Source organism: Corallococcus sp. AB049A, from assembly GCF_003668885.1.
In the GTDB taxonomy this organism is placed as follows: Bacteria; Myxococcota; Myxococcia; order Myxococcales; family Myxococcaceae; genus Corallococcus; species Corallococcus interemptor.
This window is the reverse complement of sequence record NZ_RAWL01000219.1, coordinates 1-14,283: the sequence shown is the minus strand read 5'-3', so window position 1 is coordinate 14,283 and position 14,283 is coordinate 1. Positions and strand designations below refer to the sequence as shown.

The following is a 14,283-nucleotide window of genomic DNA, read 5'->3' as shown; positions in this document are numbered from 1 at the left end:
GTGGGGGACTGGTCGGGCCGGGCAGCAGGCGGGGGCACCTGTCCGCCGAGCATGCGCAGGTAATGCTTCAGCCGGTCCAGCTCCGGCCCCGCGCCCAGGACCGCGTCGAAGTAGCCGCCCTGCCTCGCCAGGTCGACGATGCGCTGGCGCACCTGCGCGGTGATTTCCTGCGGCGACGTCTGCGCGGACATGGTGTCTCCCGGGGAGGTGCAAGCCATAGCGCGACGGCGCGCACAGCGTCCAGGGCGCGGCCTTTCGCGCTCATTCGCGATGCAGCAATGACAGTGCATTCGGGAGGGCCGCGCCCTCCGCCGTGTTGTCGAAGATGCACCACACGCGGCGGCCGGCCTGCTCGTGGCCGGAGACCTCCACGGACAGCGCCTCCAGGAACGCGGCGGAGTACGCGGAGTAATACATCTTCGGCGAGCCATGCAGCCGGTAGTAGACGACCTCCGCGTCAGGGGGCTGGGGCGCGCTCACCGCGGGCGGATCCGCTCTGACGTAACGGATGCGCGACGCGTCCAGTGTCTGCCGCGCTTCGTCCATGAACCAGGTCCGGTGCCGGGGCTCGCACACGACGTCCACCGGGGTCCGCTCCCGCAGGTCCTGGAAGAACGCGCGGGCCACTTCATCGTGGAACGCGAGGCTGGGGGGCAGCTGCACCAGCAGGCATCCCAGCTTCGCTTCCAGGTGGCCCGCCTCGTCCAGGAAGCGCTCGAGCGGCTCACGTGCATCGCGCAAGCGCAGCTCATGGGTGATGACCTTGGGGACCTTCACCGCGAACTGGAACGCCTCCGGAACGCTGTCGCGCCAGCGGGCATAGGTGCCGGGCCGGTGGGGCCGGTAGAAGGAGGAGTTGATCTCCACCGCGGGGAGCACGCGCGCATAGCGCTCCAGGTGGGTCCCTTCCGTGGGGAAGTGCTCCGCCACCGCGCTCGACAGGCTCCAGCCGGCACAGCCGACCCGGCGGCGCTCAGGGGCAGGGCTCGAAGGTCCGTGTCGCACCGGGGAAAGCTAGGCACGGGCGGGGGTGCTACAACCCCGGCCACCGCGTCGCGGGGGGGAAGCCATGGCTGGAGTCGCCGCGCTGTTCATTCCGGTGCTGTTCATGGCCGGACTCACGATGGACGGGGGCACCCCGGGCCCGGCTGGCGTGGAGACGCCGGAGCTCGTGCCGAGGCTCGGGCATGCGTCGCGGGTCGTCCGGGTCGAGTGGAGCCCGGATGAGAAGATGCTCGCCTCGGCGAGCTGGGATGGCACCGTGAAGCTCTGGGCGGGCGACACGGGCGCGCTGCTCCAGACCCTGGTCCCCCGGGTGGAGCGCGTCCGCGACCTGGCCTGGAGCCCGGTGGGCGGGACGCTGGCCCTGGTGGCCGATGACCGGGTGATGCTCTGGGACGTCGCCAGCGGCGCGCCCGCGCGCTTCCTGCCGGGCCAGTTCGACAGCACGATTCGCATCGCCTGGAGCCCGGATGGACGGACCCTCGCGATGAGCGGAACGGCGGACGGCAAGCTGAAGTTCTGGGACGTCGCCAAGGGCGCCCTGTCGCGCCAGCACGCCGAATCCGTCCCCTACAGCCAGCCCCTCGTCTGGAGCCGCGATGGGCGGACGCTCGTCGTGGGTAACAGCAAGGGAGGCCTGACGTTCTGGAGCCCCGACGCGCCCGAGCCCCTTGGCTCCATCCCCGGCGAGGGCGGCTCCATCTGGGCCCTGGCCATGAGCCCGGACTCGCGGCGGCTCGTCGCCGCGGACGTGATGGGGAACGTGAAGGTCTGGGACGTCGCCACGGGCACGCGGGTCCAGGCCCGGTCCGGGCTCGCGTACAAGGTCGTCTCCCTGGCGTGGAGTCCGGACGGGAGCCAGTTCGCCTCGGCGAACGAGGCGGGGGAGCTCCACCTGTGGGATGGCGCCACGGGCGAGCGGGGGCGGACCTTCCCGCCGCAGGAGGGGCGCAAGGCCTCCGCCGTCACCTGGAGCCGGGATGGCGGGACGCTCGTCGCGGGCAGCCAGGATGGCTCGCTGTCGTTCTGGAACGTCGCTGACGGCGCCGTGGTGCGCACCCGCGTCAGCAGCAACCCGGCCTGGGCCCTGGCCTGGAGCCGGGATGGCCAGACGCTCGCGGTGGGCGGGATGGGTGACGTCGCGCTCTGGAACGCCGCCGGCAGGCGCACGCGGGTCCTGCCTGGCGGCAGCCTCGAAGTGCTGGGCCTCTCGTGGCGCCCGGATGGCAAGATGCTGGCGGTGGTGACCGACGTGGATCGCGTCGTGCTCTGGGACGTCACGCGGGGGACGTCCGTGCGGACCCTCAATCCCGACGGGAGGGTCTGGTCCGTGGCCTGGAGCCCCCGAGGCCCGTTGCTCTCGACGGGGGGCGAGGACGGCAGCATCGTCCTGTGGAACTCCGGGAAGGGCACCGCCGTGCGCACCCTCAAGGGCCACGCGGTCCCGGTGGTCGCCGTGGCCTGGAGCCCCGATGGCCGGCTGCTTGCGTCCTCGGACGAGGATGGCGAGCTCCGGCTCTGGAACGGCGCCACGGGCGCCCCGGTGCGAACATTCGACCGAGAGCCTTTCGCGATCCGGACCCTGGCCTGGAGCCCCGATGGCCGCACGCTGGCCGCGGCAGGGAGGGGCCCGTCCATCGTGTTGTGGAACGCCGCCAACGGTGCCCGGGGGAGAGCACTGGCCGGCCACATCGGAGACGTCTCCTCCCTGACCTGGAGCCCCGATGGCCGCACGCTCGTCTCCAGTGGCATGGACGGCACGGTGAAGCGCTGGAACATCGCCACCGGCGACGTGGCGGCGGATCTCATCGGCCATGCGGGTGCGGTCTCCTCCGTGGCCTGGAATCCGAAGGGAGGCACCTTCGCCTCGGGAGGCCTGGACGGGAGCGTGGTGCTCTGGTCGGAGGCGGGAGAGCGGGAGCGCTGGATGGCGTCCGACACCGGTGGCGAGTGGCTGGCCTGTCATCCCACGCGGTTGTTCTTCACGGCCTCCGAAGGGGGAGGGGATTTCGCCGGGATCCGCTTCGCTTCGGAGCCGCGCACGGTCTACCCGCTGGAGCGCTACCGCCAGGAACTGGGGCTCAAGGACCTGTCCGGGCTCGAAGCGAAGGTGCCTCCGGCCCTCCAGCCCAGGTAGGGTGCGCGTCCGATGTCGCTTCCCCTGGTCCACATCTACTGTGACGGCGCCTGTTCCCCGAACCCCGGCCTGGGAGGCTGGGGCGCCATCCTCATCGCCCCCGAGCGCAAGGACTACCGCAAGGAGCTCCAGGGCGCGGAGGCGGACTCCACCAACAACCGGATGGAGCTGACCGCGGCGCTCGTCGCGCTGAAGGCCCTGAAGATGCCGTGCCGCGTCCAGGTGTTCACCGATTCGAAGTACGTGTGCAACGCCTTCGCGGAGAAGTGGCTGGACGCGTGGCAGGCGAATGGCTGGCGCACGTCGGCCAAGAAGCCCGTGTCCAACGCGGACCTGTGGCGCGAGCTGCTGGACGCCGTCCGCGCCCACCAGGTGACCTGGCATTGGGTGCGGGGCCACGCGGATGACGTGGAGAACAACCGCGCGGACGCGCTGGCGGTGGCGGCCCGGCTGGACCTGGCGGCGCGGCTCGGGCGCTAGCGTCTGTTTTTGCCGGAGCCGCCAGGCGCTTAGAGGCCTCCTCGCCACGTCGTCAGGTCCAAACGGGCCAGGAGGCAGGAATGTCGCCGACGGTGAAGTGGGTGCTCGGAGCGCTCGTGGGATTGCCGCTGATGTGCTGCGGTTGCGGCGGCCTCTGGTTCCGGAGTCAATTTCCCCACAGTGAGGCATTGGCGCGGGTGGTGAACCACCGTCAGGTGGTCCAGACACTCGGCGAGCCCGTGAGTGGGGGCTTCTTCTTTTCGGGCAAGACCCAGTCGCGCGACGACGACGCGGTGGCTGAAATGGAGATTCCGCTGTCTGGAAGCAAGCAGGACGGCGTGCTGCAGGTGCGGGCCGTCCAGACAAGCAAGGTCTGGGGTTTCAGCCGCCTTCGCGTGGTGGCGCAGGACGGCAAGGTCATCAACGTCCTTGCGGCGTACTGAAAGTGTCAATTCATGCAATGTCGAGTCGTGCACGCAGGGTGCGCTCCGGCACATGACTGGAGGCCAGGCTTCTTGCCCACCCGTTCACCCCCGGGTCACGATTCCTGACAGCGCGCTCGCTGATGGAATCGACCGCAGGGGGGAAACTCAATGGGACTGGGACCTATCATTCTCTTCCTTCTCTTCATGGGCGCAGAGAAGGTGGTGAATCGCATTGCGAAGCGTCCGCTGATGAATGGGGCCGCGTGGTACCTGGGGGCAGCCGCGGTCTTGTTTGTTTGGACGTGGATGCGAGGCAATTCACTGATCGCTGAAAGGGCCGGGGAGGGGGCCATGGGCATGCAGGCGGAGTTCCTTGGGAGGGTGATAGGTCACTTCCTCCTGCCGGTAGGCGCCGCCATCCATTACGCACGGAAGTTCGAGAGAACGCCCCAGAGCCACGACATCGAAGAAGCCACTGGGGACGCGCCCGACGCCTGAGTCTCCGCCGCTCGCCGAGGGGCGCGGTCAGTCTCTCGATGCGACCGGGGGCAGGGCGCAGCCGCCGTCGTCACAGGCCTCGGCGGGTTGCGATTGGGCCTCGAGCAGCAGGGTCTGGATTTCGGCGCCCAGCTGCAGGTCGTCGTGCACACCGAAGACCTGCCGGCGAAGGCGCCCCTGCGCGTCGATGAGCACCGTGGTCGGCGTTCCCCGCATGGCGTAGGCGCTCATGGTCCTGGGGATGGGGTCGCCGCCTTCGCCCGGCGCGTCCACGCCCACCGGGAACTTCACCCGGTACTCGTGGAGGAACGCGCGCAGGGATTCGAGCTTCATGGCCTCGTGGTGCTCGAAGACCGTGTGCAGCCCGACGACGACGAGCGGCGCGCCCGCGAAGACCTCCGCGACGCGCTGGGCCTGCGGGATGCCCCGGGCGACGCAGCCGGGGCAGAGCATCTGGAAGGCGTGGAGGAGGATGACCTTGCCTCGGAGCCGCTCCAGCGTGAGCGGCTCCGGTGTGTTGAGCCAGGTGGTCGTCTGCCATGCCGGTGCGGGGCGCGGAAGCATCAGAAGTCCCCGTCCTTGATGTAGGGATGGGCCCAGAGCGTCACCTGCAACAGGCAGGACTTCACCCCACCCAGCGGCTTGCCAAGGGTATAGCCGGGGATGTTGCTCATGGTGACTGCTCCTTCGGCGGGCAGAGCTCCGCCGTTGCCGTCGGCCGGGAGTGGCCGCGGAATCCGTGTTCATTCGTGGGTGAGGCGTGAGGGCGTCAGGCGCGACGCATGAACTGCTCCCAGACCTCCCGTCGCGCTGACTCCGCCGCGAGCTCGTGTTCCGGGCAATCGAGGCGCAGTTGCTCACTGGAGAGCGGCGCGTCCACGAAGGCGCAGTGATGCGGCGCCGGGCCGGTGCGCACGTTCGGGCGGAAGTGCTTGCACGTCACGCACATGCCGGAGACCGGAACGAGCCCCTGCTCCTGGAGCATCCGGATCATCTTGACGATGCCGGCGAAGAACGCGCGCTGTTCTTCAGGAGCGAGGTCCGCGACCGCGTCCGCCATGAACTCAGGCCACGAGCGTGCACGGGCCCCCAGCGCGGCGCCCGCCGCTGTCGGCGTCAGGAGGCTGGCGCGCGGGTGCCTGGGGTCCGCGGATTTGGTCACCATCGCCTTCTCGACGAGGACGCGGACCGAGTCGCTGATGGTGGGGAGCGTCACGCCAAGGCGCTCGCTCAACTCCTTGCCGGTGAGGGGCCCGCTCGCGACCAGCGTGGCGAGGATCTGCCCCTGCGTGGCGGACAGGCCCACGCCATTGGCCTGCTGCCACGACTGCTGCTTCATCGCGAGGCCAATCTTGTGCAGCCCGGTCGCGATGCGCGCGGAGATGGGCTCGTTGTTCTCCTCGAAGTAGCCCGGTCGCTTCCCTGTCATGGGTCTGGATGTAACTTAGGAGTCCTAAGCCGTCAAGACTGTCTGGCCACCCGACTGGCTCCGTCCTGTTTCCAGCGAGTTCCAGCGGGGTAGCCTGCGACATGGAGGTCTCATCCTCATGTACTACCCGCCGCCACCTGTGACGTATGTCCAATGCGCCGTTTACGGGTGCAAGCATCCGGCCCAGACCATTCAACAGGCGCAGTGTCCCTTCTGCACGCTGTTCTACTGTGTGAGGCACAGTCCGCAGCACTGCAGGGGCTGCGGGTATTACATCTGCGGTGGCTGCTGGAACCGTGGACGTCCATGCTGTGCCTGGTCGAGGAGCACTCCGGTCTTCCACGCGCCTGTCTCCACCTCCCGTGGGTCCTCCTCGGGAACCAAGGGGTCCACCGGCTATGGCAGCGCGATGGGCATCAGCACCGATGACATCGAGAACGCCATCACGGGGCAGGACCGCTGGCCCACCTTCGTGGACTACACCGAGGGAGACCCCTTCGACTTCTGGCAGAGCACGAAGTTCCCGGGCCTGAACGTGAAGTTCCTGATCGTGGCCTCGGGTGCGCTCTTCGAGGTGCATGTCAAATGGGACCAGCGGCAGTGGTACTGCGATGAGCCCTACGCCATGAGCTTGAAGGTGGCGCTCCAAGGGTCGAAGAAAGACATGTGCAACGAGTCGCGCCCCAACATCATGAGCAATACCCACCGCTATCTCTGGGGGAACCTGCTCGCGCGCGCCCGCAAGGTCATCGCCAATCATTACGCGGCGAAGCTGATGACCGAGTTCGGCCTCAAGAACGTCGTGACCCACGCGCTGGTCCAGGCGCTCGTGCACGCCGGGAGAAAGAGCGACCTCGTCGCCCTGTATCTCTGCTCCACGTTGCCATTGTCGGTCTGGGAGCAGGACGCCTGGTCCCTGATGCTCGACGAAATCCAGAAGTGATGTGTCCGCGCAGAAGGCCGTTCCAGGAGCTCCCCAAGTGCTAGTCCTGCACGAAGGCCGCGAGGGTCAGGCCCTGCCACCGTCGGAGCCGGCCTTCCAGCCGCTCCATGCGCGCGTCCAGTGAGTCCATCCCGGCGTCGCCTCCTGTCCCGCTCTGGCGGGGTCGCAGGACGCTAGCAGAGGCCGCCAGGTCCCCGCTCAGCGCGGCAGGAAGAGGAGCAGGATCGTGGGCAACGCGGCGACCAGGACCCCCACACCGAGCGTGAGCACCATCTGGAGGAAGAACAGGTCCTCCAGCGTCTCCTCCAACACGCCCTCCAGCCGGTCGATGGCCAGCAGCTCCATCTCCCGCACCGCGGAGGACACGTCCGGCGACGTCAGCACCGCACGCAGGGCGATGAGCCCCAGCACCCGGCGGGACTGGTCCAACAGGAAGCCCTCCAGCCATCCGGCGCGAGAGGCCGCGGACTCACGTGCCTCCTCGGGCTCGTGCATCCGCTCCGCCACCGACTCCTGGATGGCCCGGGTCAGCTCCGCGCGGCTGGGCGTGCCGGCTCCGCGCAGGCGCCGGGCGACCTGCAGCGTCGCGGGCTTGAGGATGGCGTACGCATAGCCCATCAGGCCCCGCGCCCGGACCTCGCTCGCGAGCCGCGAGCTGACCGCGTGGAGCATCCACACGTAGCCCCCCGCCAACGCCAGGGACAGGGGCGTGAGCACGAAGCTCAAGTAGTTCAGCCATGGAGGCGTCGGGGCCGCGCCCGTCCAACGCGGCGCGAGCATGAAGGCGCCCGCCAGCACCGCGCCAAAACATCCGAAGAGGAAGAAGCCCTTCAGCGCGCCCTTCACGCCGGAGCCCAGCAGCGCGGGCACCATGGCGACCAGGCTCCGCACGCCCGCGCGGACGATGCTCCCCGTGGACTCACGCGCAGGCGCCACGTCCGGGGCCTGGGTCTTCAACGCCGCCTGGCTCATGACGAACGCTCCACCGCTGCCCACCGGTCCATGTCCTCCGCCAAGGGCGGTGACACCGGCGTGCTGGCCTTCAGCTCGCCTCGCTGCCGCCACCACATCAGGAGCGCGGCGGCGCCGAAGAGCAGGGCGCCCACGGCCAGCCGGGGCAGCAGCCAGGGAATGGGACTGGAGGACCGGCGCTCCTTCCACCACGCCGTGCCCGTCCCAATCAGCGCGAGCACTCCTGTGATGGCGGCCATGCTCCACAGGAGGTCGCTGTCCGGGCCCGGCACGAGCGCCAACAGCCCCAGGAACACCGTCGCGGTCCACAGCAGGATGCGTCCCAGCCGGAAGTTCGTCAGCCCCACCAGCACCACGGCGACGGGCTTCGAGCCCTCGCCGCTCATGTCGCGTTCCCCATGGGGACGCCATCCTAGACTACGCGGCGGCCGCTTGCTGGATGCGGGCCTGCGTCTCTTCAGGGCTGACAATCCAGGGCCAGAAGCGCTGCGGCTCTCCAAAGTTGGTGAAGAACGTGTCGGCCAGGGACGGCACCGTCGACGCGGCCCCCAGGTAGCCCAGCACGTGCGGCGGTGGCGGCTGGAGCAGCAGGTTGGTGAACGCGGTGATGTACTGGCCCTCCGTCCGCCAGAAGTGCTCGAAGGTCTGCTCCATCCAGTCCGGCGTGAAGGGCTGGTCTCCGTGCGCGAGGATGGCCTCCGTCATCGCGTGCGCCTGCTTCGACGCGCTGTTGAGCCCCTGGCCCGCGATGGGGTCGTTGAGCATCACGACATCCCCCATCCCCAGCACCGCCCGGCCCGACGGCAGCCTCCCCACCGGCTTGCGCACCGTGGGCGGGAACGCGCCGGTGAGCCAGGACGACTCGTCCACGATGGACGCGCCCTCCAGCCGCTCCGCCACCCAGGGTGAGAAGTCCCGAAGCACGCCCTTCAGCCGCTCCATCGCGTCGCGTGCGGTGCTCACGCCGCCGAAGCGGTCCAGGCCCTGTCCGGGGATGGCCTCCAGCAGGATGCAGTCCAGCGGCCCTCGGATGCGGTCGAAGTACGGCATGGAGAAATACTCGCCGTGGCCCGCCGTCAGGATGAACTTGAGCGCGGGGTAGGGCGTCTCACGCAACGGCTTCATGCCGGTGACAATCATTGCCGCCAGGTTGCGCGGCGGCTGGGTATGGACGCTGCGCTCCGCGTCTCTTTCGAACAGCCGGGTGAAGCTGTTGCGGCCCGTCGTCACGACCACCAGGTCATGCTCCGGGGCCAGTTTCTCCAGCGCGTCCACGTCCACCTCGCGCAGCACCCGCTGACCGGGCGCCGCGCAGACGTCCAGGTCCCCGCCGCTGGCGTACTCCCCCTGGCCCTGCCAGAAGTCGAGCCCCAGCTCCTGGAGGCTCCGTCCTGGCTGTGTACGGCGGTACGAGACCCCCCATTTCGTGTCAGACCCCTCACGTACTGTTCTTCCCGTCGCAGCGAGAAAAAACCGCGCGAGGGGGAGTCCGCCATGGCCATGTCTGTGATTGATAACCGCGTCGAGGTCGTCTTCAGCTTTGACACCACGGGCAGCATGTATCCGTGTCTCGCGCAGGTGCGGAAGAAGCTGGGGGCCGCCGTGGCCCGGCTGACGAAGGAGATTCCAGGCATCCGCATCGGCATCATCGCGCACGGCGATTACTGTGACGCGAAGTCCACGTACGTGACCAAGGCGCTGGACCTCACGGACGACGCGAAGGCCATCACCCGCTTCGTGGAGAAGGTGGAGCAGACGGGCGGCGGCGACGCGCCGGAGTGCTACGAGCTGGTGCTGCACGAGGCCCGGAGCCTGTCCTGGACGGAGGGCTACACGAAGGCGTTCGTGCTCATTGGCGACGACGTGCCGCACGCGCCGCAGCAGAACCCCAAGAAGCTGGACTGGCGCAAGGAGGCGGCCGCGCTGGGGGAGAAGGGCGTGCCCGTGTATGGCGTCCAGGCGCTGAACCGCCGCCACGCGACGTCGTTCTACAAGGAGCTGGCGGAGAGGTCCGGCGGCTTCCACCTGAGCCTGGATCAGTTCTCACACGTCACCGACATGCTGCTGGCTGTCTGCTACAAGCAGTCCTCGGACGCGCAGCTCCAGGCGTACGAAGCGGAGGTGTCTCGCGAGGGCCGCATGAACCGCGGCCTGAACGCGATGTTCAACACGATGCTCAAGCGGGCCGCGTCCACGCTCTTCGGTGAGACGGACCTGCGCGCGGTGCCGCCGGGGCGCTTCCAGGTGCTGGAGGTGGAGGCGGACAGCGCCATCAAGGAGTTCGTGACGGAGAACGGCCTGGGCTTCAAGACGGGGCGCGGCTTCTACGAGTTCACCAAGACGGAGACCATCCAGGGCCGCAAGGAGGTGGTGCTGATGGACCGCAAGTCCGGCGACCTCTACAGCGGCGAGCGCGCGCGGGAGATGCTCGGGCTGCCGCCGGGGGAGACGGTGCGCATCCGGCCCGCGAGCCTGGAGAAGTACGTCGTCTTCGTGCAGAGCACGTCCGCCAATCGCAAGCTCAAGGGCGGCACGAAGTTCCTCTACGAGGTCGAGGACTGGGACGGCGCTCGCGCCGCCGCGTGAGACGTGAGGCTTAACCGCGTTTAATCGCGTTTAAGCACGCTCCTCCCGCACGCGTTGATAGAGCCACGTCTCAAGCGTGCGCTCACGCGTGATGAGGGGGAGCCATCCATGAAGATCCAGTTCCGCGTTCCGACGCAGTCGCAGCCGTTGCAGGAGCACAAGCCCATCCTGGCGAGGGTCGAGCCTCCGCCCCCGCGCCAGGTGGCGCCCAATCCCTTCCAGCAACAGCGGAACCAGGACCTCTTCACCCCCACGCCCCGGACGCGCCAGACCCAGCTGCTGGGCGGGGGCACGACGTTCCAGGCCTTCACGCCCACGCCCACGCCCGCGCCCATGTCCACGCCCCTGCCGGGCGGCGCCGCTCCGGCCCGGGGCGGCACCATCCCGGGCTCCGTGCCTCCGCCGGGCGGCCCCATCATCCAGGGCACGCAGGTCGTCGCGCCCACGCAGACCCCGGCCCCAGCCCAGGCGGTCTCCCCGGAGGTCCAGGCGGCCCTGGATGAGCTCAACATGCTCACGCCAGGGGGCCAGCCCTACGGGTTTGCCGCCCTCCTGAACGAACACGCGGGCACGAGCGCCGGGGACGTCGCCTTCCGCCGGGAGCTGATGGCCGCCGTGGGCGCGGACCGGATCGCGCAGTGGATGGGCCAGCTCCGCGACAACACCAGCTATGTCCTGGGGCTCACCAGGACCCTCCTGGCCGGCGCCACCGAGTCCTTCTCCCTCGAGGACCAGGGCAAGCTGGTGCAGGCGCTGGGCCCCCAGATGCTCGGGGAGGCGCTGGCCTGGGGCGTCCAGTTCGCGGGCAACCCACTGACCCCAGACCGCGAGGCGATCGAGGTCCGGATGCAGGTCCTGTCCCGGATGATGGGCACGCTGCTCTCGCTGCCCCCGGGCTCGCCGGGACAGGCCGAGGCCGCCGCCGCGCTGGAAGGCATCCAGCGAGGAGAGCCGGACTGCGGTGCCCCCGGCGCCTCCACCGCGGCATGGATTGTCGCGAACTCCGGCAGCGACGCGCTCCGCGAGAACTTCGCCAACGGATACCTGGAAGCCTTCAAGGCGGACCCGGCGTCGCTCGTGCCCGAGGAGGCCCGCGCCGTGGCGTGGGCCTTGGGCTCCATGACGCAGAGCCCGACGGACGGACTGGGGCCCATCCTGGACCTCACCGGCACGCAGCGCACGCAGTTCCTGGACACGCTAACCGCCGCGGAAGCCCCGGAGCTGTACACCGGCACCCACTTCCAGGAGGCCGCGTTGGCCGGGGTGAACGAGTTCCTGATGGACGTGGCGCGCCTCAACCCGGGCAGCTTCTCCAACCCGCAGGCCGCGAACGAGCTGCGCATCGAGGCGTTCCAGAAGGCCTCCCTGGCCGTGGACTCCGACTTCCTCCAGGACAGCCCGGGGACCCACGTCGCGCTGGCCTCCATGTTCGCGGCGGACACCGCGGGCATCATCGACGCGTCCGCCAACACCGACGGCAAGTTCGCCAAGGACGGGGACAAGCCGCTGGCGAAGTTCTTCGACCACGTCGCCTTCCGCGGCGAGGCGGGCCGGAGCCTCGCGACGGACGCCCTGCGCAAGTACCTGGGCGTGGGGCCCGAGCAGGGCATCGTGGACGTGCTGGCCGCGAACAAGGGCAGCAAGGACTTCATGATGAAACAGGGGGGCAACGCGTTGGCGCGCGACATGGGGTTCGTTCTCGGCTCGCTCTACCAGGGCGCGGCAAGCGCGATGCAGGCCATGGACGACGAGCACGCGCGCAAGACGGCCATCGTGGACGTGATGGGCAGCCTCGTGGAGACCACGATCGAGGCCAGCCCCGTGGCGGGGGCCTACTCCAAGATCAAGGGGGGCACGGGCGACCGCGCGAGCGTGGACGCGGTGTTCGAATGGATTGGCAACCAGTTCGCCGACGACATCAATGCGAGCAAGGATGCCGTCACGACGCTCTCCGGCGCCGTCATCAAGGACGCGTGGGCCCCCTTCTTCGGAAACACCTTCCTGGCGGGAGCCGACCCGCAGGAGATCGCCGCCCTGTTCAATGTCATCAACATGGGCGTCGCGAACGCGGATGGCCACGTGGGGACGCCGAACCTCAACATCGGCGGCGCCTACATCCCCAAGCAGTAGGGCGGTGAGGCGCGCGGAATCCCCCCTTGCAGCGGCGCGCGGGACGCCACTACAACCGCGCCGTTGCTCAATCCGAGGGGGTTGTCGCGTGCTTCGAAAGAATGTCCTCGGCGCGGTGTTCGCGCTGGGGTTGCTGACGGCGATGGGGGCCCAGGCCGAGGTGCTGTATGCCCAGGCCAATTTCCTGCTCAACAAGAACCAGCTCTCCGCCGTGAACTACCGCGGCAAGGGCGCGGCCATCCCCGTGGGGGCGAAGGTCGCCGTGCTGGAGCGGGACAACGCCGAGGTGCGCTGCAAGGTCATCGACTCGGGCCTGGAGTTCCGGTTCGTGACGCACCGGAGCCTGGGCAAGCCCACCAACGTGCTGTTCGCCACCTTCTTCGCGGAGCAGGACCCCGCGCCGCGCATCGCCGCGCTGACGCCGGAGGAGCAGAAGCAGGTCCGCGCCGGAGAGCTGGCCAGGGGCATGTCGCGCGAGGCCGTGCTGCTGACGGCCGGTCCGCCGCCGCCGCACAAGACGCCGTCGCTCCAGGCCAACATCTGGCGGTACTGGAACTCGAAGTTCTCCACGTTCGAGGTGGAGTTCAGCCCCGAGGGCAAGGTCGTGCGCATTGGCGACGAGCCCGTGGCCGCGCCCGCGCCCGTGGTGGAGAAGACCTACTACCACGCGACCGCGAACTTCCATTTCGACGACGGCACCGTGTCCTGGGTGAACTACCTCAAGGGCCCCATCATCCCGTTCAACGCGAAGGTGGAGGTCCTGGACAAGGGCTCGTCCTCCGTGAAGTTCAAGGTCGTGGACACCGGCGCGGAGCTGTCCTTCGAGAACGACTCGCGCTCGGGCTCGGACACCTGGAAGCTGTTCCAGGCCGCGTTCGCGCAGGAGGACCAGGCCGCGAAGCTGGAGGCGCTGTCTCCGGATGACCGCCGCAAGGTCGCCGCGTCGGAGGTGGAGCCCGGCATGAGCCGCGAGGCCGTGCGCATGGCGTGGGGCCCTCCGCCCGCGCACGAGACGCCGTCGTTCCACTCCAGCACCTGGACCTACTGGAAGTCGAAGATCACCAAGGTGCGCGTGAAGTTCGGCAAGGACGACAAGGTCGCCGCCATCGAGTAGCGCGGCACCTGACGCGCGGCGTGAAGACGCGCGAAAGGCGTGACGGCTCATCGCCGTCACGCCTTTTTCTTTTGCCGCGTGCGGCCTACTCCAGCGTCGGCGCCTGGGCCATGCCGGCCGTCGGGTCCTGCGGCAGCCCCTGGCCCTGGACCAGGGACAGCACGTTGCCCGCGGCGCCGCTCACCGCGCCGACAGCGCCACCCACCGCGCCCACCGCACCGCCCACCGCGCCGGCGGCGCCCGCGACGCCGTCCGCGACACCCTGCACGCCCTGGGCGACGCCCTGCACGCCCTGCGTGATGCCCTGCACCAGCTGCGCGATGCTGCTCAGCACGTTGGCCGCGCCCTCCAGCAGCTTGCCCAGCTCCGCGGCCTTGCCGCCGATGCCGCCCATGTCGAAGCCGTCCTGCTTCAGGGCCGACAGCGGGTTGGAGAGCTTGTCCAGCTTGCTCGCGGGGGAGTTCGGGCCGCCCGGAAGCCCCGGGGTGGAGGGCTTGGAGACCGAGCCCGGAAGGTCCGGCGTGTTGGGCTTGGTGGTGGCGCCCGGCGTGTTGGGCTTGGTGGTGG

Annotated in this window: 14 protein-coding genes and 2 pseudogenes; 8 read left to right on the top strand and 8 right to left on the bottom strand. The window is 69.2% G+C overall.

The genetic code is table 11. The features are described 5' to 3' along the window. Both D7X55_RS22790 and D7X55_RS22785 read right to left on the bottom strand, forming a co-directional pair. Positions 1–191: pseudogene (locus D7X55_RS22790) on the bottom strand (hypothetical protein); the annotation flags it as partial. A 70-nt stretch (positions 192–261) separates the two neighbouring features. After that, complete coding sequence (locus D7X55_RS22785) at positions 262–930, bottom strand: DUF72 domain-containing protein (protein WP_121724172.1); 669 nt, start codon at positions 928–930, stop codon at positions 262–264. A gap of 139 nt (positions 931–1,069) precedes the next feature. Here D7X55_RS22785 and D7X55_RS22780 point away from each other — a divergent pair, with 139 nt between their 5' ends. From D7X55_RS22780 to D7X55_RS22765, 4 genes are all read left to right on the top strand, one after another. Continuing rightward, positions 1,070–3,139 (top strand): WD40 repeat domain-containing protein, encoded by a 2,070-nt coding sequence (locus D7X55_RS22780; RefSeq protein ID WP_121724171.1) that lies wholly within the window; start codon positions 1,070–1,072, stop codon positions 3,137–3,139. A 12-nt stretch (positions 3,140–3,151) separates the two neighbouring features. Next, a complete protein-coding gene (gene rnhA / locus D7X55_RS22775) occupies positions 3,152–3,619 on the top strand; it encodes a ribonuclease HI (RefSeq protein ID WP_121724170.1) in 468 nt (155 codons plus the stop codon). An 80-nt stretch (positions 3,620–3,699) separates the two neighbouring features. Then, on the top strand, positions 3,700–4,062 hold the full coding sequence (locus tag D7X55_RS22770; RefSeq protein ID WP_121724169.1) for a cytochrome c oxidase assembly factor Coa1 family protein: 363 nt from the start codon (positions 3,700–3,702) through the stop codon (positions 4,060–4,062). A 150-nt stretch (positions 4,063–4,212) separates the two neighbouring features. Continuing rightward, the gene (locus tag D7X55_RS22765) at positions 4,213–4,542 is read left to right on the top strand and encodes a hypothetical protein (protein ID WP_120552391.1); all 330 of its coding nucleotides are present in this window, start codon (positions 4,213–4,215) and stop codon (positions 4,540–4,542) included. A 27-nt stretch (positions 4,543–4,569) separates the two neighbouring features. On the opposite strand, the gene D7X55_RS22760 is transcribed toward D7X55_RS22765, so the two are convergent. Continuing rightward, positions 4,570–5,106 (bottom strand): redoxin domain-containing protein, encoded by a 537-nt coding sequence (locus D7X55_RS22760; RefSeq protein WP_121724168.1) that lies wholly within the window; start codon positions 5,104–5,106, stop codon positions 4,570–4,572. 205 nt (positions 5,107–5,311) lie between these two features. Then, a complete protein-coding gene (locus D7X55_RS22750; protein ID WP_121724167.1) occupies positions 5,312–5,971 on the bottom strand; it encodes a MarR family winged helix-turn-helix transcriptional regulator in 660 nt (219 codons plus the stop codon). Between the two features lie 409 nt (positions 5,972–6,380). Between D7X55_RS22750 and D7X55_RS22745 the strand changes: the two genes are divergently transcribed. Then, positions 6,381–6,914 (top strand): hypothetical protein, encoded by a 534-nt coding sequence (locus D7X55_RS22745; RefSeq protein WP_120552394.1) that lies wholly within the window; start codon positions 6,381–6,383, stop codon positions 6,912–6,914. A 198-nt stretch (positions 6,915–7,112) separates the two neighbouring features. Here the strand turns inward: D7X55_RS22745 and D7X55_RS22740 are convergent, their stop codons facing one another. Genes D7X55_RS22740 through D7X55_RS22730 form a run of 3 tightly spaced genes read right to left on the bottom strand, consistent with a single transcriptional unit; the run spans position 7,113 to position 9,179 of the window. Beyond that, positions 7,113–7,886 (bottom strand): hypothetical protein, encoded by a 774-nt coding sequence (locus D7X55_RS22740; RefSeq protein ID WP_121724166.1) that lies wholly within the window; start codon positions 7,884–7,886, stop codon positions 7,113–7,115. Beyond that, on the bottom strand, positions 7,883–8,272 hold the full coding sequence (locus D7X55_RS22735; RefSeq protein ID WP_121724165.1) for a hypothetical protein: 390 nt from the start codon (positions 8,270–8,272) through the stop codon (positions 7,883–7,885). Before D7X55_RS22735 ends, D7X55_RS22740 begins: the two co-directional genes overlap by 4 nt. Positions 8,273–8,303: 31 nt before the next feature. After that, positions 8,304–9,179, bottom strand: coding sequence for a styrene monooxygenase/indole monooxygenase family protein (locus tag D7X55_RS22730; protein ID WP_121724164.1), 876 nt, complete (start codon positions 9,177–9,179; stop codon positions 8,304–8,306). Between the two features lie 201 nt (positions 9,180–9,380). On the opposite strand from D7X55_RS22730, the gene D7X55_RS22725 reads away from it, so the two are divergent. The 3 genes from D7X55_RS22725 to D7X55_RS22715 all read left to right on the top strand — a co-directional run bounded on the left by D7X55_RS22725 (position 9,381) and on the right by D7X55_RS22715 (position 13,716). Continuing rightward, complete coding sequence (locus tag D7X55_RS22725) at positions 9,381–10,472, top strand: vWA domain-containing protein (RefSeq protein WP_120552398.1); 1,092 nt, start codon at positions 9,381–9,383, stop codon at positions 10,470–10,472. Between the two features lie 108 nt (positions 10,473–10,580). Next, entirely contained in the window at positions 10,581–12,602 is a 2,022-nt protein-coding gene (locus D7X55_RS22720) for a hypothetical protein (protein WP_121724163.1), read from the top strand. Positions 12,603–12,690: 88 nt separating this feature from the next. Further along, entirely contained in the window at positions 12,691–13,716 is a 1,026-nt protein-coding gene (locus D7X55_RS22715) for a hypothetical protein (protein ID WP_121724162.1), read from the top strand. Positions 13,717–13,801: 85 nt separating this feature from the next. Here D7X55_RS22715 and D7X55_RS22710 read toward each other — a convergent pair. Next, a pseudogene (locus tag D7X55_RS22710) lies at positions 13,802–14,283 on the bottom strand (hypothetical protein); the annotation flags it as partial.